We start from the raw sequence: 24,745 nt of genomic DNA, 5'->3' as shown, positions 1-24,745 counted from the left end.
CTTGAGGTGTAGGGAGGATAGAATGTCTCTCCGCAGGCAAACGCGCTCCCAGCCGCCTGTATTTCCCCGAAGGTGTGGGGCGGTTCTTTCTATGTGTTCAGGCCCATCTCCATGCGCATCGTCGCGCACTGCTGGGCGTGATCGCGGAACACCTTCCAATCGCCCTTGAGGGCTGCGCGGCGGAATGTGGGAAGGTCCTCGTCTGCCACGTGTTCCATCCACTGCTCGTGGGATAGACCGAACTCCGAAAGCGCCATCTTCTCTGTCTGGGCAATGAACCCAGCTTCCACCTTTGCCATGACCTCGGCAGGAACGCCTGCAAGTTCGTGGTCAATCTCGCCGGTCTCTATGAAGGCATCTGCGGTGGACTGCTGTTGCTCCTCGGGGGTGGTCGAGCGCCATTCGTCGAGGTGCTGATCAACCTCGGCAATTCTCGCCGCGTGTTCCTTCTCCCGCCGCTCCTTCAGCTCGTCGTCGGTCAGTTCGTCGTCTGGGAGGCGGTCGATCTCACGAATGTCAGTCTTTGCTTGGTCCCCGGTCGAGCAGGCCGGGGCTTCCTCAAAAGGGCGCTTGTAGCCTTTCGCTGCCAGAGCTTCGGTAAGACCGGCGTCATACTCGGCCTTTGAGAAGATGCCCTGTTCGATCAATTCAATGGCCTGCTGAGGCCCAACCTGAATACCGCCGAGAAAGATTGGCGTTGTTTCGATAACCGCTTTCGGCGCAACCATCTCGAGGTCTCTGCTCGAATAATAACGGTTCTCGACCTGGGTGGTCTTCCCGCCCGCTATCTGTATTCGGCTGTTCATGCCGTATTGCTGTGCAAGCTGCTGCTGGTTACCGGCAAGGGACCTTTCCACGGCCTCCGCGTGTTCTCGCTCGGCTTGCTCCTGTCTCGCCTTCGCTGCTGTTAGTTCGGCCTGCGCCTGCCGGTCTGCCTGCCGGGCTTCTTCGGCCCGTTGTTCGGCCTGAATGGCCAGAATAGTGTCCGGGATGTATTTGCTTGGGTCGTCTACGTAATGCGTCATTCTGAAGTTTCCTGTTGTGGGAGTGTTGGGCTGGTGGCGTCGTGCGTTGGGCGGTTGAAGCCGTATCGGTGGTCGGGCGCTTTGACGGGTGGATGTTGGGCGGGTTGCCGTGTGGGGGCGTTCTCAGGTCGGCGGAAGCTAGCCTCAGTCGTCCATTCCGCGAGGGCGTTTGGGGAAAGTTCCGGGAACCCGTAGGCCATGAAAGACCGCTCCGCCGTGAGGTATGCCTCGGGTATGCCGAGCCGCTCCTCAATGGCGCTCCACGAATACACCGTAGGATCGCTCAGGGCGTCCAGCAGTGCGGCCACGAGGCTGCGGGCTGGGAACTCTGATGAGGGGTTGCCCAGGCTGTCCCTGTAGCCGTGAAGCGGGTCTACTCCCATATCCGGCGCTCTACCGGTTTGAGCCTTGGAGCGGCGATCAGGTGATGTGCAGGGACGGCGTTCCGTTGTTCTGCCCGCTCCTCCTGTATAAGCCGCTGGTGTGCCGTCTCAGGGAACTGGTTGGCCCATTCCTGATACCGCTCACGCCTTCGCTGTTGACGTGCTGAAGCTGCGGCCTTGGCAATTGCCTCGGCTTTCTTTCGGGCGCGTGTGGCCGCTGCTTTCTGGGCGGGGGTGAGGGGCTGGTCGGTCATGGTGAAGTCTTTCTGTATGCCCGCTGAATGCCGCGTCGGGTGCGCTTCAGGGACTGGTTGCGGGAGGTGCGGTAGCGGTCTGGATGCTCTCGGCGGTAATGTTCGATCATCTCCAGTTTCTGCTCTCGGCGACGGGCGTAGTACCGGGCTTGAGCTTCGCGCCAACGCTGACGCCGGGCGGTGTCGTCTGTACGGTTGTCGGTAACGGCATCGGGTGCCGCGTCGGTGGTCATCGCGGTGATTTCCTTTCTGGTGGGACCATTGAGGTAGCCTTGGGAGTGGCATCGAAGATGCGTTGTCCAAGGTCCATTCAATGCGGATGTTTGGGGGTCGCTCCGCTCCCGGAAGACACAAAGAGATTTCATGTCGTGGGGGAGAAGCTTCAGGGGTGGTCAGCGATAGCCTTGGGGCATCTTCGGCTGAGCCAACTTCGTTGATTGAACTCTCGAAGGCCGAGCCAAGGCGACTGGCTGACGTGTGGCTAACGCGGAGCGCCTACTTCGACTGGACCATTAAACCGACCTTCGGGAAGAACCGCGAAGTCGGGGCAGACGAAGATGCGGGTAATCATGTGAGCGAAGTTGAACTGAGGCTGTCCAGCTCCTGACAAGACCTCATGAATCTGTGTCTTTCCGGAGCGCAGCGACCGCATAGCCGGCTGCTTGAGGTAGGACCTGCTTAGCAGGGGTCCTTCAAGGTCAAGCTATGGTTATCCCCTCGGAGGGTTGTTTCTGATTGTGTCGGGGAGGGCTGTCAACTCCGGCTAGAAACGATAGGCCAGACTTAGGGTGTACCTTTAGTTATATAGGGGAGTTGCCACCCTGAATTTCGTCTAAGCGATTGAAAATATACATTAATTCGGGTTTAAAAGCGTGTCGTCTTTCCCGTAGTTGCACCATTGGTAAGGAAGACTTATTATCTAGGATAAATCGTTTGATCCCAGTGGCTTGCCTAGTGATCGGCTTTGGCTGCCTTATCGACGGCCTGACGGGTGATCCCAACACGCTTTGCAATCTGACGGTGGGAGAGTAAGCCATCCGCGAGAAGACATTGCATACGCTGCCGCTTCGTCAGCTTCTTGAAGGGTTCATAATCGATCCAATCTGCGTCGGCTTTCGTGACAAGCCGGTGGCTCACCAGATATGCCCGCATGTCAAACGGGGCCTTTCCCCATCTGGTGCGATTGTAGTGTTCAATATGCTTGCGCTGTGTAATCTCCTCGCGCTCCTCAAGTAGGGTGCTCGGCGGCTTGGCGAGGAATGAACGCACAGACCGGAGAGAGATGCCTAGAATCTGTGCTGTGGCTGGCCCTGAGTAGCCCTTCTCGGCGAGGATGAGGGTGGCCTGATGGTGGAAGTCGGGGTCACGTTCGCGATCTGCGTCCAGCGCCTTCTTGTAGAGTGGGGATGTCCAGCGCGGGCCCTTCTTCCTGCTTGCTTCCTGTTCGGAAAGCCACTGCGGGGAGGGTGTTCCCCACGGCAGCATGTTGACGACCAAGCCCGGTCTGCGAGGTCCTTGGGGAGGGCCGCTATCTGTAGTCATTGGGGGTGCAGTCCTTTCAGCATGAAGTTCTCATCTTTACATTGATGGGCAGGCGAACGCCTCTAAGTTCAGTCCCGTCAAATCCGGTTGCTCGGCGCTGGAAAGCGCTCCGTATTGCTGGTGGGGCAGGTTTGGCCGAGATGCGATGAGGTGCGGGCTCACCGTTGGCGGAGCGCGGGGCAGCATATCTTGCTACAGGGTCTTCAGGCGCTTCGCGGCTCTCGCCACAGTCATCCTCGACACGCCGACAGCATCTGCGATCTGGTTCCAAGACTGGCCGTCTCTTAGCGCGGCCTCAATGGCTCGCCGCTTGGCTTCGTTCTGTGGTCTTCCGAGTGCCTTCCCCTCGGCTTGCCGCTTGGCGATCCCTTCAGCCTGTCTCCTGCGCCGGTCCTCGTAGTCCTTCCGGGCCATCGCTGCGAGCATATCCAGCATCATGCTGTTGATGGCGTCCATCATCCATGACGTGGCGTCTGTGGCGGGGGCGAGGAACTGCCATGAGGTCGGAAGGTCGAGCGCGACGACGCGAAGGTTCTTCGCCTTCAGTCTCATCCGAAGCTGCTCCCATTCGCCTTTCTTCAGGCGGCTGAGGCGGTCCACCTGCTCGACCAATATCACGTCTCCGCTCTGCGCATCGTCCAGAAGCCGGTTCAGCTCTGGTCGTTCCAGCGAAGCGCCGCTCTCGTTCTCGACGTAGTAGCTGGCGATCCTCAGTCCCCGCTCCTGTACGAAGGCGTCAAGGGCGTGGCGGGCTCGGCTGGCGTCCTGCTCCTTAGTCGAGGCTCTCAGGTAGGCGCGAACGAAGGACATGATAGGAAATCCTGTTGGTAACACAATGTGGAATTAAGATATGTTACCACAGGTCCCCTGTCAAGCGCCTCTCAAGGCCTTGGTTTCCGGGGTGCCTTAAGCTGGTACCAAAGACATACCTTATGTGACCAGTGTGCTGAGGTGTACCCTAAGGGAGGAACCCAGGAGGGCCCTGCTAGTGTGGGGGGTATGGGCAACCCCTTTAAAACCAACGGTCTCCTTGAGGGGCCCCGTGGAGGGAGGTCAATGCATCACCCCGGTCTTGCTAGTGTGGCCCCTATGGGCAACCCCTTTAAAACCAACGGTTCTCATGCAGGGAGGTCAATGCAGCACCCCCGGTCCCTATGATCTAAGCGGGAGTGGACCCTGCGTTCAAGCGCTCGGTCCTGCTAGTGTGGGTGGTATGGGAAGTGCTTCGTCCTGCTAGTGTGGGTGGTATGGTCCCGTCGTGCGTTGAAACCGAAGGGGGCCACGGGGGATTTCGCGGGTACTGAGTATCGGATGGGGCGCTCAGAAATTCTCAGCAGATTTTTCTGACTTGTCTCCTTGAGTGATAAGTGGTCTCCTTCGTTTAAGAAGGAAAGGGATGTTATTATGAAGAGGGTGCTTCTTGTTGCTTTTATTTTAATTGCAAGTTCCGGCAATGGTATTGCGGATGATAATATATCACGTGAAGAGACATTTAATATACTGAGTGAGAAGCTTGCAGAATTGGAGGTCAATTCCGCGCAGATCAGGCACGAATATCAGCAGGCTTGGGGCGAAGGCTCTTTAGACTTTAAATCTGGTGTCTATACCGCTTTGGAGAGTAAAATTCAGAGTGCCTTGCAACAGGCTGAGGAGATACGCGCATTTCTAACAGGGAACCCGTATGTGCAGGTGTCGGGGTTCACCGTTGGCTTTCCGTGGGGGATCTCAATTGAATTTACAATGCCGCCACCGGCGGATGAGGGGGGCGAGTAGTCTCATAATGCCGCGCTCGGGAGTGGAACTCTGAGGGCTAAGTTCTGGCCGGTAGAGGAGGCGTTCAGTCAGCAGATGTGCGATCTTCCCATGCATACGTGATGCTCGTCTCTGCGCCTTCGACATGCTTCCAGTGAAATCTCACCGCCCCCTCGGGCCAATCTATCGTTACACCGGAGAATAAACTCCGAAGTTGCGCATTTGCCTCCAGCATGTCGCCCTCCTCTAAGGCCTCGCACAGCCGACCCACGGTGTTCTGAAGGCGGTTTGTCGAGGTTGTCGCTATATCTAACTCGACAGCCTCCAAGCGCTCTCGTGTGGCTGCTCTCTCGGCTTCCAATTCAGTGAGCCTGTCGAGTAGCGCTTGCGAAGCGGGGGAGCGCCCGATGGCGTCCAAGGTGTTGTCTATCCAGTCTCCGATGCCGCCTAACGCGGTCTCCAAGCTTTCCCGCTCAATTTGCAAGCTGTCGTCCGCCGAAGGCATCTCGGCCTCAAACCTGTAGGCCTGCGCTGTGATGGCTTCCTCGACGTCCGCAACCGGTACGCTTCGATACTGACAACCCGCCCCCGCCTTTGCCTTCACACATACGTATTTCGGCTTCGACCTGTTGCCTTTCGCCACCCTTGTCATCGTTGCTCTGCAACGCGGGCACGTCGCCAGTCCTGCAAGCATATGCGTAATCCTTCCCGGCACCACGGAAGTGTTCCGAGGGGTTGGAGACTGTGCGCGTTCTCGCCGCAACTCCTCCACACGATCAAACACATCCCGGTCGATAACCGCAGGGAAGTATTCTTCGATTGGTTCGCCATCAGGTATTCGTTCCCCGTCAACCTTTCGGTGCGGCGTGTAGGTGCCTATGGTCGCCCTGTCGTGCAGCATCTTCTTGATATAAGAGCGATGCCACATCTTCCCCCTGCCAAATACGGGTATTCCTTCACGATTGAGCGTGTCGGCGATCCAGTGCTGTCCTCGCCCTTCAATCGTCAACTTAAAGATACGGCGCACAACATCAGCCCGATCCTCAATCAGGTCATAGCCCGAGCGGTCGTCCCGTAGTCTCATCCAGCCGGGACACAACCGCGTCATTGGTCGGCCTTCTTGGCGAGCTATGCGGCGTTTGTTCGCCCAGGCATCGCCCACCCGCTTGCCTTTGGTGGCGCTTTCCTCGTTCGCCCTCATGAACATCATGACTGCAACCAGCAAGTCGATGGGGTTCTGTCTCAGGCTCTCATGTGTGTATGCCTTGCCATCATTCAACGTAACCACGGTGATGCCCGCCTTCGCGATGTCCTTCAGGGTGTCGAGGGCGTCTAAGGCATAGTCACGGGAAACGCGGTCGAGGTTCTCAACGAGGAGATAGGAACCTTGCGGGACGTCCCCCGAACGCACGTAAGCGAGGAACTCACCCAACATACCCTCCGCTTTGTTTCGACCCTTGAAGGCGGAGACCCCGAGGTCATGGAAAGTGAACTGCGTGTCCATCTCAAGACCATGTTTCGCGGCGTATTTCTCCGCTGCTTCGACCTGTCTGCGGAAGCTGTCACTTTTCATCTGTTCGGGGGTGGAGAATCGAACGTAGGAGTACGCGCGGGGCGGCATCGGGAAGCCTCCATTTGAACCAAGAGGCTGCCCAATAGCACGTGAGAACTTTCTGGGCTATACCTTGCTGATGAATGGTCCGCCCGGGGCAGGCAAGTCGATGCTGGCGCAGCGCCTGCCATCCATTCTGCCGCCCCTGTCTCCGCGCGAATTGCTGGAAGTCTCCATGATCGCTTCCATTGCCGGGGAACTGGCGGAGGGCAAGCTCACTGATCAGCGTCCGTTTCGCGCGCCGCATCACTCGGCCTCCATGGCAGCCATCGTGGGCGGCGGATTGAAGGCGCGTCCCGGCGAGGCTTCGCTGGCGCATCACGGGGTTCTGTTTCTGGACGAGTTGCCGGAGTTTTCACCGCAGGTTCTGGATTCGCTGCGCCAGCCGCTGGAAACCGCCGAATGCGTGATCGCGCGCGCAAATCACCGGGTCAGCTATCCGGCCCGTATCCAGCTTGTTGCGGCCATGAATCCGTGCCGTTGCGGCATGGCCGGGGAGCCGGGGCATCGCTGCCGGCGCGGCCCGCGCTGCCAGACGGACTATCAGGCGCGCATTTCGGGGCCGCTGCTCGACCGTATCGATCTTCGGGTCGATGTTCCCGCCGTCTCCGCGAGCGATCTTATCGGCGGGGGCGGGCGTTCGGAGCCCAGTGCGGTGGTTGCGGAGCGCGTCAGCCGGGCACGCGCCATGCAACAGGAGCGATATACGGCGCTGGGCCTGCCTGCGTGGACGACCAATGCCTCCTGCTCGGCCGCAATGATCGAGGATGTGGTGACGCTTGATGCGCCATGCACGGCGCTCATTCGGGAGGCCAGCGAGAAGCTCGGCTTTTCCGCGCGCGCGTATCACCGGGTTCTCAAGGTCGCGCGCACGCTGGCCGATCTGGATGGCGCCGGCGATGTGACGCGAACCCATCTGGCCGAGGCAATCTCCTATCGCGTGGCCGGCACGGTGCGCGCAGAGGCGGCGTGACGCTCTGCCGTTTCGTTTGCCTGTCGGGTGTTCAATGAGGCGGTGCGGAGGCACGTGGTGGCCGGTGGTTTGCCGGGTAATTGTCTTGACTGGCGCTGTATCGTAGGTGTGAGTACGTATGCCCCCGCGGTCCCAAGAGAGGGCGAGGCGGTTAGCCGGCGTTCTTCTTGTGGCCTGTCGATGCATTCAGTTCGGCTGCGGCCTTCAGAAGGGCCTTGAGCGCGTCTTCATCAATCGCATCGCCTTCGTGAAAGTCGATGGCGCGGCGGGTGTTGCCTTCGAGGCTGGCGTTGAAAAGGCCGGACGGGTCGTCCAGCTTCGCGCCTTTGGCGAAGGTCATTTTCACGGCCTTCTTGTAGGTCTCTCCGGTGCACAGCATGCCGTCCTGATACCAGACGGGAACGCCACGCCATTTCCATTCTTCCGTCACTTGCGGCAGGGCCTCCTGGACCAGTTGCCGAAGGTGGGCGAGGGTTTCGCCGCGCCAGTCATTCAGTTCCGCAATGCGTGCATCGATCTGTTCTGACGGGGTTTTGCCGGTGTCGGTTGCGCTCATGGGGCGATCTCCGATTGTTCTTTTGCGTGTGACTGCTTTCGATGCTCAGTCGAGGCGTTCAAGAACCCTTTCGAGCTCCGCGATGAAGCGCGGCCATGCAGCGCTTGCGCCGCGATGGTAGGGCTTCTGTTCTGGCAGAAAGCCCTCCTGCTCCATGCGCAGCAATGTGCCGCCGGCCGTCGGTGTCAGCGTCCATGTGACAGTGCTGCACAGGTCCTTTGTGTCCCAGGCGTAGGAGAGCGTTCGGTGCGGTTCGATCTCTTTCACCACGCAGTCAACGCCACCCCAGTCTGCGGTCAGGCTGAAGCGGTGTCCGACGCGGGGTGCGAAATCGTTCTTCATCAGCCATTCGGCGATCAGGTGCGGCTGGGTGAGCGCCCGCCAGACCTTTTCCGGCGGATGCGAAAGCGCGCGCTCCACCACCACACAGAGCGTTTCGGCTGTTGCGTCGTTCATTGATCCATCCTGTCGAGAAGATCTTCCAGATCATCGAACCGGTTCTCCCAGAAGCCGGCCATCTCACGCGTCCAGTCGAGGAGCGGGGCCAGCGCAACCGGGTCGGCGCTGTAAAAGGTCTGTCGGCCGCTTTGCCGATCATGCACCAGCCCGGCGCGCTTCAACACGCCAAGATGCTTGGAAACGGCAGGCTGCGACACCCCGGCCCCGGCGGTGAGGGCGGTGACCGTCAGATCGCCATCCCGGCACAGCCGCTCGAAGATGGTGCGGCGTGTGGGGTCGGCCAATGTTCGGAAGAGGGTATCGCGGGTCGGCTGCATCGTTACACATAACTACAGGGTTATTGTTTAATGAATAACCCTGTAGTTATGGATTTGTCAATGTCGGGGCTGTGCTGTGTGTCAGCCGGCCATCTGCCTCACCGCATCGAGCAGGAATTCATCCTGATAATGCGCGCCAGCAAAGGAAAGCCCCACCGGACAGTCATCGACCGTCATGATCGGGGCCGAGATTTCGGGAAGCCGCGCCACGCCGGAGAATGCGGTGAGGGTCATGGTCCGGTCGTAGAAATCGATCACCGCTTCCATTGTCGTCAGGGAGCCCTTCAGCGGCGCGATCACCGGCGTCGTGGGAAAGCAGACCACCGTGCCCGGGGTGAGGGCCGCGTTGATCGCCTCGAACAGGCGTTCACAATGGGTGATGCTCTCGAGCGCGGGGATGCGATCGAAGGCGGCTACATTGCCGTAGGCCATCGAGAAGGTGAAGCCGAGTTCCGGCTTTTCGGTCTCGATCCAGTTCGCAACCGTGCTCTGGAACTCCGCCGTCTGCAGGTCGCGAAGCGCCTTCAGATTGCAGTCGCTCAGGGGGGCAACTGCGCCGATCAGTTCCGCAAAGCGCATGGGCTCCGGCGCAATGCCCGTTTTCACGGCAATCGCCTCCAGCGCCGCCTTCACCTGCTGCTGCACGGCCTCGTCGGCGATTTCCACCGCATCCGTCAGGACAATGATGCGCTCCAGCTTTTGTGGTTTCGCCTTGCCGCTGCGCAGGAGCACGCGCGCGGCGCTGTCGAGCGTTGCAAGGCTGTTGGCCACCACGCCCACCGTGCTGACGCTCGGCATGAAGGGCAGGACGCCGGCCTCCGAAACGCGGTGCAGCGAGGGGCGCAGGCCCCACAGGCCGCACAGGCTTGCCGGGACGCGGATCGAGCCGCCCGAATCCGTGCCGAGCGAAAAGTCTGCGAGCCCATTGGAAACGGACGAGGCCGAACCGCTGGAGGAGCCGCCGGGAATGCGCTCCGGCGCATTGCCGTTGCGCGGCGTTCCGAAGAAATGGCTCTCGCCGTCGAGGCTGTAGGTGAACTCGTCAGCCACCACCTTTCCGACGCAGCGCGCTCCTGCGGCGAGCACCTGGTCGACACACAGGGCGTTGTGAACCGGGGCCGCATGGGCGTCCCGCCATGCCGGGCTGCCATAGGAGGTCTTAAGCCCTGCCAGGTCGATATTGTCCTTCACGGTGAAGGTCAGCCCATCAAGCGGGCCGGAGGCATGGGGCGCGAGGTCGAGGCGCTCGACCAGGGAACCGGAGGGATCGGCGAGGGATGTCTGGGGCATGGGCACTCCGAATCTGAGAACAGGCTGGAGCGTCCTGCGGACCACAATCGCTTCAATGTCTCAAGGCCCGGTGGCCGGAACCGGCGCGAACGCACCAGTCGCGATCCCGGGAGCGCGGAGAGGCGGAGTTAAGCCCCGTCGGATCTCTTCAGGCTGTTTCTCTGGAGCCATGTTTCGTAGAGATGCCCGCGCGCGCCCTGCGCCTGCGGGATGTGCGCTGCTTCAATGCCTTCCTGCTCATCGACGGGGCGGGCAAGCTCGGCGGCGATGGAGGCTGTCGACAGGCCATAGGGTTCGGCCTCGTCATTGGAATAGGCGAAGAAGACCCGGTCGATACCGCACATGCGCATGGCGGCGAAGCACATGGGGCAGGGCTGGCCGCTGGCATAGACCGCGCAACCGTCGAGGCGGGGCGCGCCCAGCGCCTTGCCGGCGGCGCGCAGTGCAAGCAGCTCGGCATGGGCGGTGGGATCGCAGTCCACCGCCATACGATTGGCACCGCGCGCAACCACCGCGCCGTCCTTCACCACCACGGCGCCGAATGGCCGGCCACCCTCATCGACATTGTCGAAGGCAAGCGCGATGGCTTCGTCCAGAAAACGTTTCGTGTCGCTCATTTTGCCCCTGCGCCTTCCAGAATTTCGATCATCTCCGTGTAGCCGCTGCGTTTTGCGTGCTGCAATGGGGTCACGCCTTCGCGGTCGGCAATGTCGGTGTCTGCGCCGGCGTCGACCAGCAGTTTCACGATCGCCGTATGGTTCGGCCCGCCATCGCCCAGGATCACGGCTTCCAGCAGCGCCGTCCAGCCGAGCTTGTTCACATGGTCGAGATCAACCCCGGCCTCGATCAGCGTGCGTACGGTCTCCACATGGCCGCGGTCGGCTGCCGGGATGAGCGCTGTTCCACCGAAGCGGTTGGTGCTTTCAAGGTCTGCGCCGTTGTCGAGCGTCAGGCGCAGAATATCCTGATAGCCGCGTGCGCCAGCCAGCAGATAGGGGCTGTCCTCGATCCCGTCCTTCGCATTGACGTCAGCACCCGCCTCGATCAGAAGGCGCGCGGCCTCCCCCTGGTTTGCCTGCACGGCGGCCATGAGGGCCGTTCTCTTGCGCGCGTCACGCTCATCGACGGCAGCGCCGTTTTGAAGCGCGCTCTCCAGCGCAGCGATGTCGCCACTTTCGGCAGCGGTGATGAGGGGCGTTTGTGCAAAGGCGCCGGTTTGAAAGGCGGTGGCCATCAGGGCTGCTGCCACGAGGCGGAGAAACCGCCGGCCGGATTGTGCGCGCAATACATTCATTGAGGTCTCCCGATCTGCTGGTCGGGAAAGACCTTAGTCCATCAATTGTGACGAAGTTTGGAGTGCGCCGGTGCGGCTATTCGCTCACTGCGCCGACAACCGGGTTGTTGCTTTCGCGCAGGCTCACCCAACGGCCGGTATGCGTGCTGGCCTGACGCTTCAGATAGCTATAGCCGGTGGCGCTCCACAGCTTCACGCTGTTGTTGAGGTTGTCGAGAACGAAGTCCCCGCGATCCGTGCGCACGGTCAAGACCGCATGGCCTTCGCCATTGGGCTTGCGCACCACGGTGATCAGAAGGTTGGAGAGCGAAATGCCGGCCCGTTTCAGCGCGCGGCGCTTCTCGAGCACATAGTCCTCGCAGTCGCCAACGCCGGTGGAAGGGTAGGTCCACACTTCTTCCTGGCCATAGATGTCGATGTCGTTCATCGGCTCGATGGCGTTGTTCACCGCGGTGTTGATCTCGGTCAGGGTTTTCCAGAGCGTTTTGGTCATATGCACCGGCCCCTGATCGCGCATGCGGATCGAGCATTCGACCGGGTTGGCCTTGCAGAACTCGTAATGACCGATGGGCTGAGAGGTCAGTCCGCCGGTTTCCATCAGATTCATCGCTCCGGCCGGCGCAATCATGCCCCCTGCCAGAAAAAGGCTCGCAAGAACCCCACTGCGGAATCCCCCCCGCAAAGCAGCCATCATGGCGCTCCCCGCTCGTTTCAATCGTTAACGAAACGTTAAGGATGATGGGGTGTCGGTGTCAATCAGCAGAGCGGCAATCTTACCAGCTATGGTTACCAGCGGTGCTTCTGGCCACCGGCTTTGGCGCTTCCTGTTGCGCAAATGCCATTGCCGCAGGGGATGATCTGCGCCCGACACTGAAGCTTTTCAGCGTCGGGCGATAACTGTCATGGCTGGCGGGTCGAGACTGGTGGGCCGAGACTGGCAGGTCAGGACGCGCTGTTGGAGCCTGTGGACGGCTTGCGGCTGCGGGCGGCCGGCTTTTTCGCCGTCCCGGCGCGTGGTTTCGCCGGTGCGGCTTCGGCTGCTGCCGGCTTTGCGGTCTTCAATCCGCCGGCCGGGTTGCTGCGCATAAAGTCGAGAATGCGCGGCGCGATTTCAGAGCGGAAACGCGAGCCGTTGAAGACGCCGTAATGGCCAACGGCGGGCTGCATGTAGTGATGACGCATGTCGTCGGGAATGTTGACGCACAGATCATGCGCGGCCTTCGTCTGGCCGACGCCGGAAATATCGTCATTCTCGCCTTCCACCGTCAGAAGCGCCACGCGCTTGATTGCGGAAGGGTCGACCAGTTCGCCGCGATGGCGCATCTGGCCGCGCGGCAGGTCGTGCCGGATGAACACGGTCTCCACGGTCTGCAGGTAGAACTCGGCCGTCAGGTCCATCACCGCCAGATATTCGTCATAGAAGTCGCGGTGCTTCTCCGCGGAATCGCCATCGTTCTTCACCAGATGCATGAAGAAGTCCTTGTGCGCCGTGATGTGGCGATCAAGGTTCATGCTCATGAAGCCGGAAAGCTGCAGGAAGCCCGGATAGACCTGACGCATGAAGCCCGGATTGGGCCACGGAACCGGCATGATGACATTGTCGCGGAACCACGAAATGTCCTTCTCCTCGGCCAGCTCGTTCACGGCGGTCGGGTTCTTGCGGGTGTCGATGGGGCCGCCCATCAGGGTCATGCTGGCGGGCACGGTCTTTGCGCCGCGCGCCTCCATGATGGCGATGGCGGCAAGCACCGGCACCGAGGGCTGGCACACGGCCATCACATGCGTGTCCGGACCCATCTGCTCAAAGATGTCGATCAGATAGTCGATATAGTCGTCGAGATCGAAAGAACCGTCGGCCAGCGGCACCATGCGCGCGTCCGACCAGTCGGTGATGTAGACATCGGCATAGGGCAGCATGGTCTCCACCGTGCCGCGCAGCAGCGTGGCGTAGTGGCCGGACATGGGCGCGACCATCAGGATCTTCGGGCCGGCATGCGCGCCTTCGGGCAGGTCACGCTTGAAGCGGATGACGTCACAGAACGGGCGCGACCAGACGATCTGCTCGTTGACGGCCACTTTCACGCCGTTGACGCTGGTTTCCTTCAAGCCGAATTCAGGCTTGGTGTAGCGGCGTGTGCTGCGCTCGAAGACCTCGGCAGCGGCGGCGACGCTGCGTCCGAAATAGGTCTTGGCGACCGGGTTCATGGGGTTGCTGTAAAAAAGCCGAACGGCGTCGGCATAGGCCCGCGCCGGCTGCAGCGCGGCGTGGTTGAATTCATAAAGCTGATAATACATTGCTAGGTTTCCTGGGAGGACCTTCGCTATGGCCAGGCCGCCAGGGGAAGTGGATATGTGACGGCGAAGCCTTGGTCGTTTGCATGCCAATCAGAGTAAACGACTTTTGCTGCGTTGCAATAGAAGCGCGCGTTTCCGATTTTTCGGAGAGGGGGCGTTTCATCAACTATATGATTCTAAAATAGAAAATAAGATTGAACGTCAAGCGTTGCTGTTGCGGCGCAGCATTAGAAGGCGGCTTTCCGGCGAAACATCGGGCGGAATTTCGATCAGAAAGCGCTCTTTCAGTGCTTCGGGCGCCGCATCCAGAGGCCATTCGGCAAAGCCGTGGCGCTCATAGAATGGCGCGTTGAAGGGCACGTCCCGAAACGTGCTGAGCGACACGCCTTCCAGACCGAGCGCCCGGCTCTCACCGATCACGGTCCGAAGCAGCCGCCCGCCAAGCCCACGGCGTCCGTGTTCGGGCGCAACGGAGAGCTCTTCGACATGGAGAAATGCGTCGATGGGGCTGGTGATGACAAAGCCCACCGGGCCGTCTGCCACATGAACCGCCACGAATGTGCGGCGCTGCGCGGCGAGCCTGTCAAAGGCGTCTGCTTCCATCGCCGGTGTGGCGGCGAGATCCGCGTGCCCGTGTTCGGTAAAAAGCTGCGCAGCGCGCACCTCAACGGCCGGTAGATGCTGCGCATCGGCCGGCCGGTAAGGGCGGATCACATAGTCCTGAACTGCGGTTGCCGTGGGCCTGTCCTCGCGGTTTCGGGGATTATTCCGCGCCCTCGACAAGCACCATGTCGGCATCGGCCACCGTGTTGCGGATGGCTTTCGCCGCCTGGTATTCGGGCGAGTTGTAGCAATCATGTGCGGCCTGCAGCGAGGGAAACTCGATCACCACATTGCGTCCGCGTCCGGTGCCTTCCAGTCCTTCCCATTCGCCGCCGCGCGCCAGAAAGCGCGCGCCGAACTTCTCGAAGGCCGGCTTGGCCGTGGCCACATAGTCCTTGTAGCGCTCTGGGTCGCGCACATCGACATGGGCAATCCAGTATCCCTTGGGCTCCTTGGGCTCGTTGGGCATGGTTCCTCCTCCCTTGCTTGGTTCGTGCCTGTTCTGTCAGGCTGCCGCCATCTCGTTGAGAATGGCTTCTGCCGCAGCCTTTGGATCTTGTGCCGCCACGATGGGGCGCGCAACCACCAGATGCGTGCTGCCGGCGCGGATGGCGTCGCCTGGCGTCATGACGCGTTTCTGGTCGCCATGGTCGCTGCCGGCCGGCCGGATGCCGGGCGTCACCAGCGCCATGTCAGGGCCGGCCACGCCGCGCATTTCCTCCACCTCGGTCGGGGCGCAGACAATGCCGCCCATGCCGGCCTCGCGGGCCTGGGCAACGCGCTTTGCCACCAGTTCACGGGCGGCAAGCGCATAGCCCGCATCGTTCAGGTCGGCATCGTCCATGGAGGTGAGAACGGTCACGCCGAGCAGGGTCAGGCCGGAGCCTTCGGCTGCCTTGACCGCAGCGCGCATCGCCTTGGGGTAGGCGTGGATGGTGAGCATGGTCATGCCCATCCGCGCGATGTTCTCGACGCCCTTGGCCACCGTGTTGTCGATGTCGAGCAGTTTCATGTCGAGGAAGATCTTCTTGCCGGAGCCGGCCAGCTCACGCGCGAAGCTCAGGCCGCCGGCAAAGGCGAGCTGATGCCCGATCTTGTAGAAGGACACCGTGTCGCCCAGCGCGGCGACCACGCGGTCCGCCTCGGTCAGGGTCGGTACATCGAGGCCCACGATCAGGCGGTCGCGAATATCGTTGGTCATGGTCAGGCTCCCACACGGGTTGAGGTCAGTTTGGCACGTTCGATCAGTCCGCGACAGACGGCTTCCATCATGCCCCGTGTGCGCTCGTCCCTGAAGCTGCCATCGGTGTCGAAGGCATCCTGTGCGCGGGCAACGGAGCATTGAGGGGTGATGATGTCGGCCTTGCAGTTCATCAGCACGGCGCGCAGGTGATAGAGCCCGCGAATGCCGGCGAAATTGCCGTCGGAAGAAGAGCAGAGCGCGATGGGCTTGCCGGCCCAGGGGCGCAGGGGCTTGCCATTGTCCTTGGAAAGGCGGCTTACCCAGTCGATCGTGTTCTTGAGCAGAGGCGGAATGGAAGCGTTGTATTCGGGGCTGGCGATCAGCACTGCGTCATGCGCGGCGATCAGCCGGCCGAGCCGGTACACATTCTCGGGAATGCCTTTCTCCCGCTCCAGATCCTCGTCCATGATCGGCAGCGGATAATCCACCAGCGATATGCGCGTGACCTCCGCACCCTGCTGCGCGAGTTCCTTCATGGCTGCGTCGGCGGTCTGGCCGCTATAGGCGCCCGTGCGGATCGATCCTGCAAAGACAAGGATTTTGGGGGTCATCGGCGAATGCTCCTCTGTTTGCGAAGAGCCGTATAAGCAATGAACTTTTCAATCAATGGAATATGCGTGTGGAAGACCGCCACCGGCGGCAGATGTGAAAAGGAGCCGACAAGCGGCTCCTGAAGACGTTTTTGCTGGTGGTTCACAGGCCCGTTCAATCCGGGGCTCGATCTAGTGCTTTCCCCGGCGATAGACCCAGAGCTGTGTCGGGGGGATGTTGCGCAGCACGAAATCGAAATGCTCGACCGTGTAATTGCCCTGGCCCGCCGGGATCGGGGATTTGGGGCCGTAGGTGAGTTGCACCACCGGACGTCCCTCGGGAATGAGGTCGAGAAGGGAATCCATATAGGCAACGCGCTCTTCAACGGGGAAGTTGAGCAGCGGAACGCCGGACACCACACTGTCGAACAGTTTGGGCGTCTTTTCGCCCAGCGCCTTTTCCAGCGTGTTGCGGATATCGAAGGCGTTGCCCTCGATCACGTTCACGCCCGGATAGGTCTCGCGCAGATGGGTCACGAAATCCGGGGAGTACTCAACGGCGTAAAGGTTCTGCGGGTCGACGCCATGGGCGAGGATCGCCTTGGTGATGACGCCGGTCCCGGGGCCTGCCTCGAGAACCGGTAACCCGGATTTGGTGTCGATGACCGATGCCATCCGCCGGGCGGTGACACTGCTTGTGGGCATGATGGCGCCGACAGCCTTGGGCTGGTCAATCCAGCCGCGAAAGAAGCGCAGTTCTTCCCCAAAACGGTCTGCGATCGCTTTGCGCACACCTTGCCCTTTGCTCATCGTACCGCCATCCTCCTTCAAAACCCCGTTATAAAATCATTTTTATTGCGGGAAGTATCCCGCCATTCCGTAGATCGGGCCGAACAGCCCGATCCAGTCCCAATAGCCCAATGCAGTCCAATTGCACCGTGCGGCTATTCTCCGAAGGATTCGAAGAAGTCCTTCATACGTGAAAAGAAGCCTGCCGACTGCGGGCTATTTTCCTTTGAAGAAATTTTCTCGAACTCTTCAAGAAGCTCACGCTGTTTTTTCGTGAGGTTTTGCGGCGTTTCTACGGCCACCTGAATGTAAAGATCGCCAACCTTGGTCTGTCGCAGCACGGGCATGCCCTTGCCGCTGAGGCGGAACTGGCGGCCGTTCTGGGTGCCTTCGGGCACTTTGACACGGGCCTGTGTTCCATCCAGCGTGGTGACCTCGAAAGAGCCGCCGAGTGCTGCCGTGGTCATCGAGATGGGCACCTTGCAGTAAAGGTCGGCGCCGTCGCGCTGGAAAAACTCGTGTGGTTTGACCGACAGGAAGATGTAGAGGTCGCCGGGCGGTCCGCCGCGCAGACCGGCCTCGCCCTCGCCGGCAAGGCGAATGCGCGTGCCGTCTTCGATGCCGGCCGGGATGTTGACCGAGAGCGAGCGCTCTTCGGCCACGCGGCCCTGTCCGGAGCACTTCTGGCAGGGGTCGGAAATGGTTTCGCCACGCCCCTGACACTGCGGGCAGGTGCGTTCGACGGAGAAGAAGCCCTGTGCCGCGCGCACACGGCCCGAGCCATGGCACATCTGACACTGGGTCGGAGACGTGCCGGGCTTTGCGCCGGTGCCGGCGCAGTCGTCACAGGCCACGGCGGTTGGCACGCGGATCTGCCCGGTCTTGCCGGCGAACGCCTCTTCCAGCGTGATTTCCATGTTGAAGCGCAGGTCTGCGCCATGCTGGCGACCGCCACGGCGACGCCCGCCGCCCATCATGTCGCCGAAAATGTCTTCGAAGATATCGGCGAAACCGCCGCCACCGCCGCCGAAGCCACCGCGTCCACCCATGCCGCCATTTTCAAAAGCAGCGTGGCCGAACTGATCGTAAGCCGCACGCTTCTGCGGATCACGCAGCGTTTCGTAGGCTTCGTTGACTTCCTTGAACTTCTCTTCCGCCTCGCCATCGCCAGGGTTGCGGTCCGGATGGTACCGCATGGCGAGTTTGCGAAAGGCGCTTTTAAGTTCCTTCTCGTCGGCGTTTCTCGACACGCTGAGCGTCTCGTAAAAATCTGCCTTCATCAATGAGAGTCCCGCATAATCTGTTTGGAGCGAACACTGTTCCCCCGATCAGTGCCCGTTATTTAGGTATTCGCGACAGCGAATGCCATAGTTTGCGGCAGATTGCCAGCGGCACGGGGCGTCACACGCCATGCGCGCAGGCATCCGGAACTCCGTCAGGCTGCAGCCACGTTCGTGCGCGGCTTCTGCCGACCGAGGCCGGCAGCATTCAGCAGATATCCGGAAAGCACATTTTCGAAGAAGCGGAACGACGCCATGGCGACGAAAATCGTCAGAAGCATCACCGCGCCCGTATAGGCGAAAAACAGAGCGACCGAGGGCGACTGGATGTAGTGCCCCCAGATGAAGGAGAAGAAAATGCTCTCCGTTACCGGGTGCCACAGATAGACGCCGAAGGAAACGGCCGCTGCCGGGCGCAGGAAGGCGGGATAGGTGTAGCCATCGGGATTGTTGCGCTCCACGACGCCAGCCAGAAACACGGCAATCGCCAGGAGCAGAAGCGTCACATAGATGTCGAGCCGGAGCGCCATGGAGGTGCAGGCGAGCAGGATTGCGACCCAGGCAGGCCAGCGGGCCGACACGGTCAGCGCGGAGCGCCTCACGAGCACGGCAAGAAGCGCGCCCAGTACGAAATCAGCAAAGGTGCGGTAAGCGCCCCATGTGTCTGCCTGAACCCAGCTCTCGAAGGGCATGACGCCCGTGCGCACCATTACTTCCAGAATGGCGTAGCAGGCGAACAGGAGGCCGAACAGGCCCGTGAGCCCGCCACGGCGATAGGCCATGATGATGACGGGCAGGAGAAGATAGGCAAACCACTCCGCCGAGAGAGACCAGGAGACGAAATTGAAGGTGAGATGGTTTTCCACGCCCCAGGCCTGGATCAGCAGCAGGTTGGCGGGAAGGGCGCTCCAGTCGAAAAGGGCGGCTTCGCCACCGGTGCGGAGAACGCCGAGCGAAACCAGAAGGCCGATAAAGACGAAGTAGGACAGCGTCGCCAGATGAAGCGGGTAGAGGCGTATCAGCCGCTTGTATAGATAGACGCCGTAGCTCCGGGCATCGCGCACCTGATCGCCATAGCGCGAGAAGATGAGAAAGCCCGATATGATGAAAAACATGTCGAGCAGTGGCCGCAGCGCTTCCAGCTCGTTTTTCACCTGAAGCCCTTCGCCGGGCGCGAAGTGGCCGAAGTGGTAAAGCATGATCAGAAGCGCTGCCGCAAAGCGCCAGATCTCATAAAGTCGATAGCGGATCATGAGCCCCCCGGCCAATCCAACAGATATTCTCGAGCGCCCTGTGTCCGTTCGGACGCATAAAGGGCGATCCAAGTTATTGATCGAGCATCGGAATAACCCGAAAACCGGATGCCGATTTTCGGTCCCGCGCTCTAGTTTGCCGGCAATCTTATCGGGGGGATTCTTTAAAAGGCATGAAAAAAAGCCCGGGGCGAAAACCCCGGGCTTTTCAGATTCACTGCCTGACGATCAGGCCGACTTCTTGTCGTCTTCGTCGATCTCTTCGAAATCGGCGTCAACGACATCGTCGCCGGAAGCCTTGGCGTCAGCCGCTGCGTCTGCCTCGGCAGCTTCGGTCTGGCTGGCCTCGTACATGGCCTGACCAAGCTTCATGGAAGCTTCGGCGAGGGTGTTGGTCTTCGCCTTGATGTCCTCGGCGTCGTCGCCCTCGACGGCCGTCTTCAGGTCGGCGAGTGCGTCTTCGATGGCCTTCTTCTCTTCCTCGGAGACCTTGTCGCCATATTCGCCAAGCGACTTCTCCGTGGAGTGGATGAGGGCCTCGGCCTGGTTCTTGGCTTCGACCGCCTCGCGGCGCTTCTTGTCGGCCTCGGCGTTGGACTCGGCGTCCTTCACCATGTTGTCGATCTCATCGTCGCTGAGACCGCCGGAAGCCTGAATGCGGATCGCCTGCTCCTTGCCGGTGCCCTTGTCCTTCGCGGACACGTTCACGATGCCGTTGGCGTCGATGTCGAACGTGACCTCGATCTGCGGCACGCCGCGCGGTGCGGGCGGAAGACCGGTCAGGTCGAAGCGGCCAAGGCTCTTGTTGTCCGCAGCCATTTCGCGTTCACCCTGGAACACGTTGATGGTCACGGCATTCTGATTGTCCTCGGCGGTCGAGAAGACCTGGCTCTTCTTGGTCGGGATCGTCGTGTTGCGGTCGATCAGGCGCGTGAACACGCCACCGAGCGTCTCGATGCCCAGCGAAAGCGGGGTCACGTCGAGCAGCAGGACGTCCTTCACGTCACCCTGCAGAACACCGGCCTGAATGGCGGCGCCCATGGCGACCACTTCGTCCGGGTTCACACCCTTGTGCGGGTCCTTGCCGAAGAAGGCCTTCACGGTCTCCTGAACCTTCGGCATGCGGGTCATGCCGCCGACCAGAACCACTTCGTCGATCTCGCCAGCGTTGAGGCCGGCATCCTTCAGAGCGGCCTTACAGGGCTCGACCGTGCGCTTCACGAGATCCTCGACGAGGCTCTCGAACTTGGCGCGGGTCAGCTTCATGGTCAGGTGCTTCGGACCCGACTGGTCGGCCGTGATGAAGGGCAGGTTGATTTCGGTCTGCGAAGCGGACGACAGCTCGATCTTGGCCTTCTCGGCAGCTTCCTTCAGGCGCTGCAGGGCAAGCTTGTCCTGCTGCAGGTCGATGCCCTGCTCTTTCTTGAACTCAGCCGCCAGGTACTCGACCAGACGCATGTCGAAGTCTTCACCGCCGAGGAAGGTGTCGCCATTGGTAGACTTCACCTCGAACACGCCGTCGCCGATCTCGAGGATCGAAACGTCGAACGTGCCGCCGCCAAGGTCGTAAACGGCGATGGTCTTGCCGTCTTTCTTGTCGAGACCATAGGCAAGCGCTGCTGCAGTCGGCTCGTTGATGATGCGCAGGACTTCAAGACCGGCGATCTTGCCGGCGTCCTTGGTGGCCTGACGCTGGGCGTCGTTGAAGTATGCGGGCACGGTGATGACGGCCTGCTCGACCTTCTCGCCGAGATAGGACTCAGCCGTTTCCTTCATCTTCTGAAGGGTCATCGCCGAGATCTGCGAAGGCGAATAGGTTTCGCCATGGGCCTCAACCCATGCATCGCCATTGTCAGCCTTGACGATCTTGTAGGGGACCAGCTTCTTGTCCTTCTCGACCGTGGGGTCGGAGAAGCGACGGCCGATCAGGCGCTTGATCGCGAAAAGGGTGTTTTCCGGGTTGGTGACAGCCTGACGCTTGGCCGGCTGGCCGACGAGACGCTCGCCCGAATCCGTGAATGCCACGATGGACGGGGTGGTGCGTGCACCTTCCGCGTTCTCAATAACCTTCGCGTCCTTGCCATCCATGACGGCGACGCAGGAATTGGTCGTTCCGAGGTCGATACCGATTACTTTTGCCATATCTTCTCTCCGCAAAGCAGACTGTCAGGACCCATTCCGGCGTTCCAGATGACAGCCCCTGTTCATACGAAATTGCCGCAGCAGCGCCTCAGGACGAAACGCGCCAAACGGCTTCGTGGCGTATATAAGAATGGGATTTTTCAAGCGCAAGGCGGGATTTGCCCCGATTTGGCTTCGAAAGCGGGGTTCGGAGGCCGCGACCGGCGCTCTGACGCTTGCCCCGCGCGGCGTTGATGATGAAACGGAACGCTTCGGACTTTGAGGAAAAGTCAATTTGATCGGCTGCCGCTGATGTGAGAGCGGGTCGCCGAGGGGGGATTTGGCTCAGGCGATAACCGCCGATCAAACTGACATCCGGGAAAATAATGGTCCGAAGATTCGTGTTCTGGGGGCTCGTTGTGTCGTTCCTGCTCCAGGCAGGCTGTATCTGGGAGAACGAAGAAAAGAAGGCTGGCGCGAAGAGAGCACCGATCAGGCTGCCGGTCGCCATGGCGCTCAGGGCGGCGCAGAAGCCCGCCGCCGTGGAGGACGCCCTTGTGGCAATCAATCGCCTTGCGGAGCGCACCTGTCTGGCCACCGCCATCTATTACGAGGCGCGGGGAGAAACGGTGAGCGGGCAGAAGGCCGTCGCGATGGTGATCTTCAACAGAAGCAGGTCGCCTGCATATCCGCCCAGCATTTGTGGCGTGGTCTTTCAAAATGCGCGCTGGCGCAATCGCTGCCAGTTTTCATTCGCCTGCACAGGCATTTCACTGGTGCCGAAAGATGCCGAAGCCTGGCAGCTCGCATTCAGGATCGCCAAGGCCCGATACTCCTGCGCACCCGAATGCAACAATTACACGCTGGTCGACAAAACCAACTATCTGGCCGTCGACGCCACGCATTACTATGCCAATTATGTCAGCCCCAAATGGGCTAAACAGATGCACAGGCATGGCCAGATCGGGCGACACATCTTCCTGTCGCCCCGGTCCGCCGACGGAGTCTGAAAGTGCCGCCGCACCCTGCGGCAGCGGCTTCTGCTAGACTGTCTCCCAGCCATCATGGGTGGCGGCGCGATAGATGGCGTCTATGAGTTTCTGGTTCTTCACCGAATCCTCGAGCGTGAAGATCGCCGCCTCTTCGCCCCGCGCCGCCCGCGCGATGGCTTCCGCCTGCAGACGGTACTGCCGGGCGCGGGGAAAACGGTGGACGCTGGCGCTGTTGTGATCGGCGCTGAACACGGTAACGCGGGTATCGCCATAGTCCGGGGTGTTGAAGGGGGCGTTGACCTCGATGAACCCCTTGTCGCCATGGAACACCATCGACTGTCTGAGCGCCATCTGCGTCGAGACGTAGAAGGTCAGTTCGAAGTTGCCGAAATCGGCCTTGGCGCTGGCGTAGATGTCGGTGCCGAAATTCGGGTCGCGCTCCACCATCGCCTGCACGCGCTGCGGCTCGCTGCCGGTTGCAAAGCGGGTGGTGACCGTGGGGTAGACGCCAATGTCGGGCAGGCCGCCACCGCCAAGCTCCGGCTTGTTGCGCATGTTGTCGGGGTCGACATTGTGATAGCAGAACACGCCCTGCACATGCCGCAGCCGGCCGATGGCGCCTTCGGCGATCAGGTCACGCACCTTGTGCCATTGCGGGTGGTAGGTGACCATGAAAGCTTCCGAGACGACGACATTGTTCCGGTCGCGCGCCTCGATGACGCGGGCAATGTCCTTTGCATCGAGCGCCAGCGGCTTCTCGACCAGCACGTGCTTGCCGGCGTCGGCCGCCCTGATGGCCCAGTCCACATGATCGGAGGTCGGCAGCGGGATGTAGACGCCGTCCACATCCGGCGAGGCGAGAAGCGCGTCGTAGGACGAGAAGGTGTGCGGAACGCCGAAGCGCGCAGCCAGCGCCTGCGCTTTGGCCTCATCGCGGCTGGCAATCGCCGTCACCACGCCGTTTTCGGCATCCTGGATCTGCGGAATAACCTGCTCGCGACCGATCTTGGCCGTCGAAAGAACGCCCCAACGGAACATGGATTCTCCTCCTGAATTTGGCGCAGGCAATCACATAGTTCGGGGAAAGAAAACCGATAAGGTTTTCCGACTCTTTTTGTTCTGCTAATGTTCCGCAAACAGTCTTGGAGACACCCATGCCTGCAGATGAGCCGGTTCACCTGGTGGAAGATGGAGAAACCGGAGATCGCTTTCTGATCTACGACGGTGAAAAGGGGCTGCGGCTCGATATCCGTTATGAAGCTGAAACGCTCTGGATGACGCAGGAGCAGATCGCCCGGCTTTTCGGACGTGACGTCTCCGTCATATCCCGGCATGTAACGAATGTGATTGCCGAAGGAGAGTTGGACGAAGAGAGTTCTTTGCAAAAAATGCAAACAACTCGAGGACGTCCAGCCGTACTCTACAGCCTCGATATGATCATCTCTGTTGGCTACCGGGTCTCGTCCGCGCAGGCCACCCTGTTCCGCCGCTGGGCCACCGGGATTCTGGTTCAGTTCGCGCGCAAGGGCTTCGTTGTGGATGCCGTGCGCCTGAAGCAGGAAAGCAACCGGGATCGCATTGCGGAACTGCGGGAGATCATCCGGGACATTCGTTCCGATGAAGCGAATGTTTATCGGGAACTGCAGCGAATCTGCGCCCTGTGCCAGGACTATGACGGGCGTTCAGCAAGCGCGCAGAGCTTCTTTCAGCAGACGCAGGCAAAGCTGATTTATGCCGTCGTTTCGCAGACGCCATCAGAACTGGTGCAGGCGCGCGCCAACCACCAGTTCGAGAATATGGGCTTGCAAAGCTGGCCCGGCGACGCAATCCGAAAACGGGATGTGACTGTTTCCAAGAACTATCTGGCCGAAGCGGAGCTCCGCGAACTCAATCGCCTGACCACGATCCTCCTCGACATATTCGAAGATCAGGCGGATCTTGGCCGTCTGGTGGTGATGGACGATGCGACCCGTCTTTTGGAGGCGCAGCTGGTCGGACTTGGACGAACCGTTCTGCGTTCAGGTGGCAGCGTTAGCGCGGAGGCTGCAAAAGAACATGCGCGCAGCGAATACACACGGTATTCCGAACAGCTCAAAATTGAACGCCATAAGAAAGCGGACGAGCACATTTCTGCACTCGTCCGCGAAGCCAAGCGGCTCCCCAAAGGGCGCCGCTGATATGT

Annotated in this window: 24 protein-coding genes and 2 pseudogenes; 4 read left to right on the top strand and 22 right to left on the bottom strand. The window is 60.7% G+C overall.

The genetic code is table 11. The features are described from left to right. Positions 1 to 89 precede the first annotated feature (89 nt). The 4 genes from AC4PTT_RS01105 to AC4PTT_RS01090 form a co-directional block, all read right to left on the bottom strand. A complete protein-coding gene (locus AC4PTT_RS01105; protein WP_492161957.1) occupies positions 90 to 1,025 on the bottom strand; it encodes a hypothetical protein in 936 nt (311 codons plus the stop codon). 633 nt (positions 1,026 to 1,658) lie between these two features. After that, positions 1,659 to 1,895 (bottom strand): hypothetical protein, encoded by a 237-nt coding sequence (locus AC4PTT_RS01100; protein WP_492161956.1) that lies wholly within the window; start codon positions 1,893 to 1,895, stop codon positions 1,659 to 1,661. Positions 1,896 to 2,613: 718 nt separating this feature from the next. Next, complete coding sequence (locus AC4PTT_RS01095; RefSeq protein WP_492161955.1) at positions 2,614 to 3,159, bottom strand: hypothetical protein; 546 nt, start codon at positions 3,157 to 3,159, stop codon at positions 2,614 to 2,616. A 237-nt stretch (positions 3,160 to 3,396) separates the two neighbouring features. Beyond that, positions 3,397 to 4,014, bottom strand: coding sequence for a recombinase family protein (locus AC4PTT_RS01090; RefSeq protein ID WP_317088508.1), 618 nt, complete (start codon positions 4,012 to 4,014; stop codon positions 3,397 to 3,399). A gap of 594 nt (positions 4,015 to 4,608) precedes the next feature. Between AC4PTT_RS01090 and AC4PTT_RS01085 the strand changes: the two genes are divergently transcribed. After that, on the top strand, positions 4,609 to 4,977 hold the full coding sequence (locus AC4PTT_RS01085; RefSeq protein WP_492161954.1) for a hypothetical protein: 369 nt from the start codon (positions 4,609 to 4,611) through the stop codon (positions 4,975 to 4,977). A gap of 64 nt (positions 4,978 to 5,041) precedes the next feature. On the opposite strand, the gene AC4PTT_RS01080 is transcribed toward AC4PTT_RS01085, so the two are convergent. Continuing rightward, positions 5,042 to 6,577, bottom strand: coding sequence for a recombinase family protein (locus AC4PTT_RS01080; RefSeq protein WP_492161953.1), 1,536 nt, complete (start codon positions 6,575 to 6,577; stop codon positions 5,042 to 5,044). A 58-nt stretch (positions 6,578 to 6,635) separates the two neighbouring features. Between AC4PTT_RS01080 and AC4PTT_RS01075 the strand changes: the two are divergent. Further along, a pseudogene (locus AC4PTT_RS01075) lies at positions 6,636 to 7,541 on the top strand (YifB family Mg chelatase-like AAA ATPase); the annotation flags it as partial. A 151-nt stretch (positions 7,542 to 7,692) separates the two neighbouring features. On the opposite strand, the gene AC4PTT_RS01070 reads toward AC4PTT_RS01075, so the two are convergent. From AC4PTT_RS01070 to dnaK, 16 genes are all read right to left on the bottom strand, one after another. Beyond that, the gene (locus AC4PTT_RS01070; RefSeq protein ID WP_492161952.1) at positions 7,693 to 8,097 is read right to left on the bottom strand and encodes a DUF1801 domain-containing protein; all 405 of its coding nucleotides are present in this window, start codon (positions 8,095 to 8,097) and stop codon (positions 7,693 to 7,695) included. 45 nt (positions 8,098 to 8,142) lie between these two features. Next, complete coding sequence (locus AC4PTT_RS01065) at positions 8,143 to 8,553, bottom strand: SRPBCC family protein (RefSeq protein ID WP_492161951.1); 411 nt, start codon at positions 8,551 to 8,553, stop codon at positions 8,143 to 8,145. After that, complete coding sequence (locus AC4PTT_RS01060) at positions 8,550 to 8,873, bottom strand: ArsR/SmtB family transcription factor (protein WP_113153670.1); 324 nt, start codon at positions 8,871 to 8,873, stop codon at positions 8,550 to 8,552. The genes AC4PTT_RS01065 and AC4PTT_RS01060 overlap by 4 nt, the downstream gene beginning before the upstream one ends. Positions 8,874 to 8,954: 81 nt before the next feature. After that, positions 8,955 to 10,163, bottom strand: a complete 1,209-nt coding sequence (locus tag AC4PTT_RS01055) for an amidase family protein (protein WP_492161950.1) — start codon at positions 10,161 to 10,163, stop codon at positions 8,955 to 8,957. A 128-nt stretch (positions 10,164 to 10,291) separates the two neighbouring features. Continuing rightward, positions 10,292 to 10,780, bottom strand: a complete 489-nt coding sequence (locus AC4PTT_RS01050) for a nucleoside deaminase (RefSeq protein WP_492161949.1) — start codon at positions 10,778 to 10,780, stop codon at positions 10,292 to 10,294. After that, complete coding sequence (locus tag AC4PTT_RS01045) at positions 10,777 to 11,457, bottom strand: ankyrin repeat domain-containing protein (RefSeq protein WP_432516441.1); 681 nt, start codon at positions 11,455 to 11,457, stop codon at positions 10,777 to 10,779. Before AC4PTT_RS01045 ends, AC4PTT_RS01050 begins: the two co-directional genes overlap by 4 nt. 76 nt (positions 11,458 to 11,533) lie before the next feature. Next, on the bottom strand, positions 11,534 to 12,085 hold the full coding sequence (locus tag AC4PTT_RS01040; RefSeq protein WP_222474331.1) for a transglutaminase-like cysteine peptidase: 552 nt from the start codon (positions 12,083 to 12,085) through the stop codon (positions 11,534 to 11,536). A 314-nt stretch (positions 12,086 to 12,399) separates the two neighbouring features. Next, a complete protein-coding gene (locus AC4PTT_RS01035; RefSeq protein WP_420505369.1) occupies positions 12,400 to 13,752 on the bottom strand; it encodes a polyhydroxyalkanoate depolymerase in 1,353 nt (450 codons plus the stop codon). Between the two features lie 201 nt (positions 13,753 to 13,953). Continuing rightward, on the bottom strand, positions 13,954 to 14,466 hold the full coding sequence (locus AC4PTT_RS01030; protein WP_317088516.1) for a GNAT family N-acetyltransferase: 513 nt from the start codon (positions 14,464 to 14,466) through the stop codon (positions 13,954 to 13,956). A 49-nt stretch (positions 14,467 to 14,515) separates the two neighbouring features. Beyond that, positions 14,516 to 14,824, bottom strand: coding sequence for a DUF1330 domain-containing protein (locus AC4PTT_RS01025; protein ID WP_206545531.1), 309 nt, complete (start codon positions 14,822 to 14,824; stop codon positions 14,516 to 14,518). Positions 14,825 to 14,860: 36 nt separating this feature from the next. Further along, positions 14,861 to 15,556 carry an orotidine-5'-phosphate decarboxylase gene (pyrF, locus tag AC4PTT_RS01020; protein WP_492161948.1) on the bottom strand — a complete coding sequence of 232 codons (696 nt, stop codon included), beginning with the start codon at positions 15,554 to 15,556 and terminating at the stop codon, positions 14,861 to 14,863. 2 nt (positions 15,557 to 15,558) lie between these two features. Further along, positions 15,559 to 16,149, bottom strand: coding sequence for an NADPH-dependent FMN reductase (locus AC4PTT_RS01015; RefSeq protein ID WP_113153678.1), 591 nt, complete (start codon positions 16,147 to 16,149; stop codon positions 15,559 to 15,561). A 171-nt stretch (positions 16,150 to 16,320) separates the two neighbouring features. After that, a complete protein-coding gene (pmtA, locus tag AC4PTT_RS01010; protein WP_206545529.1) occupies positions 16,321 to 16,938 on the bottom strand; it encodes a phospholipid N-methyltransferase PmtA in 618 nt (205 codons plus the stop codon). Positions 16,939 to 17,072: 134 nt separating this feature from the next. Next, positions 17,073 to 18,197: a molecular chaperone DnaJ gene (gene dnaJ / locus AC4PTT_RS01005; RefSeq protein ID WP_113153680.1), complete on the bottom strand. Its 1,125-nt coding sequence runs from the start codon at positions 18,195 to 18,197 to the stop codon at positions 17,073 to 17,075. Between the two features lie 155 nt (positions 18,198 to 18,352). Further along, positions 18,353 to 19,450 carry an acyltransferase family protein gene (locus tag AC4PTT_RS01000; RefSeq protein WP_492161947.1) on the bottom strand — a complete coding sequence of 366 codons (1,098 nt, stop codon included), beginning with the start codon at positions 19,448 to 19,450 and terminating at the stop codon, positions 18,353 to 18,355. 228 nt (positions 19,451 to 19,678) lie between these two features. Next, on the bottom strand, positions 19,679 to 21,592 hold the full coding sequence (gene dnaK / locus AC4PTT_RS00995) for a molecular chaperone DnaK (protein WP_113153682.1): 1,914 nt from the start codon (positions 21,590 to 21,592) through the stop codon (positions 19,679 to 19,681). A gap of 554 nt (positions 21,593 to 22,146) precedes the next feature. Between dnaK and AC4PTT_RS00990 the strand changes: the two are divergent. Further along, positions 22,147 to 22,581, top strand: a pseudogene (locus AC4PTT_RS00990) (cell wall hydrolase); the annotation flags it as partial. A 33-nt stretch (positions 22,582 to 22,614) separates the two neighbouring features. Here the strand turns inward: AC4PTT_RS00990 and AC4PTT_RS00985 are convergent. After that, positions 22,615 to 23,601: a Gfo/Idh/MocA family protein gene (locus AC4PTT_RS00985; RefSeq protein ID WP_206553330.1), complete on the bottom strand. Its 987-nt coding sequence runs from the start codon at positions 23,599 to 23,601 to the stop codon at positions 22,615 to 22,617. 116 nt (positions 23,602 to 23,717) lie between these two features. On the opposite strand from AC4PTT_RS00985, the gene rhuM reads away from it, so the two are divergent. Further along, positions 23,718 to 24,740 carry a RhuM family protein gene (gene rhuM / locus AC4PTT_RS00980; protein WP_297563656.1) on the top strand — a complete coding sequence of 341 codons (1,023 nt, stop codon included), beginning with the start codon at positions 23,718 to 23,720 and terminating at the stop codon, positions 24,738 to 24,740. Positions 24,741 to 24,745: the final 5 nt, after the last annotated feature.

This window comes from Nitratireductor sp. WH36-1 (assembly GCF_058725515.1).
This window is presented reverse-complemented; position numbering and strand designations above follow the sequence as displayed.

Excerpts from the sequence above, each read along its gene's own strand:
- AC4PTT_RS01105 (WP_492161957.1), bottom strand. The coding sequence starts at position 1,025 with ATGACGCATTACGTAGACGACCCAAGCAAATACATCCCGGACACTATT.
- AC4PTT_RS01100 (WP_492161956.1), bottom strand. The coding sequence starts at position 1,895 with ATGACCACCGACGCGGCACCCGATGCCGTTACCGACAACCGTACAGAC.
- AC4PTT_RS01090 (WP_317088508.1), bottom strand. The coding sequence starts at position 4,014 with ATGTCCTTCGTTCGCGCCTACCTGAGAGCCTCGACTAAGGAGCAGGAC.
- AC4PTT_RS01085 (WP_492161954.1), top strand. The coding sequence starts at position 4,609 with ATGAAGAGGGTGCTTCTTGTTGCTTTTATTTTAATTGCAAGTTCCGGC.
- AC4PTT_RS01080 (WP_492161953.1), bottom strand. The coding sequence starts at position 6,577 with ATGCCGCCCCGCGCGTACTCCTACGTTCGATTCTCCACCCCCGAACAG.
- AC4PTT_RS01070 (WP_492161952.1), bottom strand. The coding sequence starts at position 8,097 with ATGAGCGCAACCGACACCGGCAAAACCCCGTCAGAACAGATCGATGCA.
- AC4PTT_RS01065 (WP_492161951.1), bottom strand. The coding sequence starts at position 8,553 with ATGAACGACGCAACAGCCGAAACGCTCTGTGTGGTGGTGGAGCGCGCG.
- AC4PTT_RS01060 (WP_113153670.1), bottom strand. The coding sequence starts at position 8,873 with ATGCAGCCGACCCGCGATACCCTCTTCCGAACATTGGCCGACCCCACA.
- AC4PTT_RS01055 (WP_492161950.1), bottom strand. The coding sequence starts at position 10,163 with ATGCCCCAGACATCCCTCGCCGATCCCTCCGGTTCCCTGGTCGAGCGC.
- AC4PTT_RS01050 (WP_492161949.1), bottom strand. The coding sequence starts at position 10,780 with ATGAGCGACACGAAACGTTTTCTGGACGAAGCCATCGCGCTTGCCTTC.
- AC4PTT_RS01045 (WP_432516441.1), bottom strand. The coding sequence starts at position 11,457 with ATGAATGTATTGCGCGCACAATCCGGCCGGCGGTTTCTCCGCCTCGTG.
- AC4PTT_RS01040 (WP_222474331.1), bottom strand. The coding sequence starts at position 12,085 with ATGATTGCGCCGGCCGGAGCGATGAATCTGATGGAAACCGGCGGACTG.
- AC4PTT_RS01035 (WP_420505369.1), bottom strand. The coding sequence starts at position 13,752 with ATGTATTATCAGCTTTATGAATTCAACCACGCCGCGCTGCAGCCGGCG.
- AC4PTT_RS01025 (WP_206545531.1), bottom strand. The coding sequence starts at position 14,824 with ATGCCCAACGAGCCCAAGGAGCCCAAGGGATACTGGATTGCCCATGTC.
- pyrF (WP_492161948.1), bottom strand. The coding sequence starts at position 15,556 with ATGACCAACGATATTCGCGACCGCCTGATCGTGGGCCTCGATGTACCG.
- AC4PTT_RS01015 (WP_113153678.1), bottom strand. The coding sequence starts at position 16,149 with ATGACCCCCAAAATCCTTGTCTTTGCAGGATCGATCCGCACGGGCGCC.
- pmtA (WP_206545529.1), bottom strand. The coding sequence starts at position 16,938 with ATGAGCAAAGGGCAAGGTGTGCGCAAAGCGATCGCAGACCGTTTTGGG.
- dnaJ (WP_113153680.1), bottom strand. The coding sequence starts at position 18,197 with ATGAAGGCAGATTTTTACGAGACGCTCAGCGTGTCGAGAAACGCCGAC.
- AC4PTT_RS01000 (WP_492161947.1), bottom strand. The coding sequence starts at position 19,450 with ATGATCCGCTATCGACTTTATGAGATCTGGCGCTTTGCGGCAGCGCTT.
- dnaK (WP_113153682.1), bottom strand. The coding sequence starts at position 21,592 with ATGGCAAAAGTAATCGGTATCGACCTCGGAACGACCAATTCCTGCGTC.
- AC4PTT_RS00985 (WP_206553330.1), bottom strand. The coding sequence starts at position 23,601 with ATGTTCCGTTGGGGCGTTCTTTCGACGGCCAAGATCGGTCGCGAGCAG.
- rhuM (WP_297563656.1), top strand. The coding sequence starts at position 23,718 with ATGCCTGCAGATGAGCCGGTTCACCTGGTGGAAGATGGAGAAACCGGA.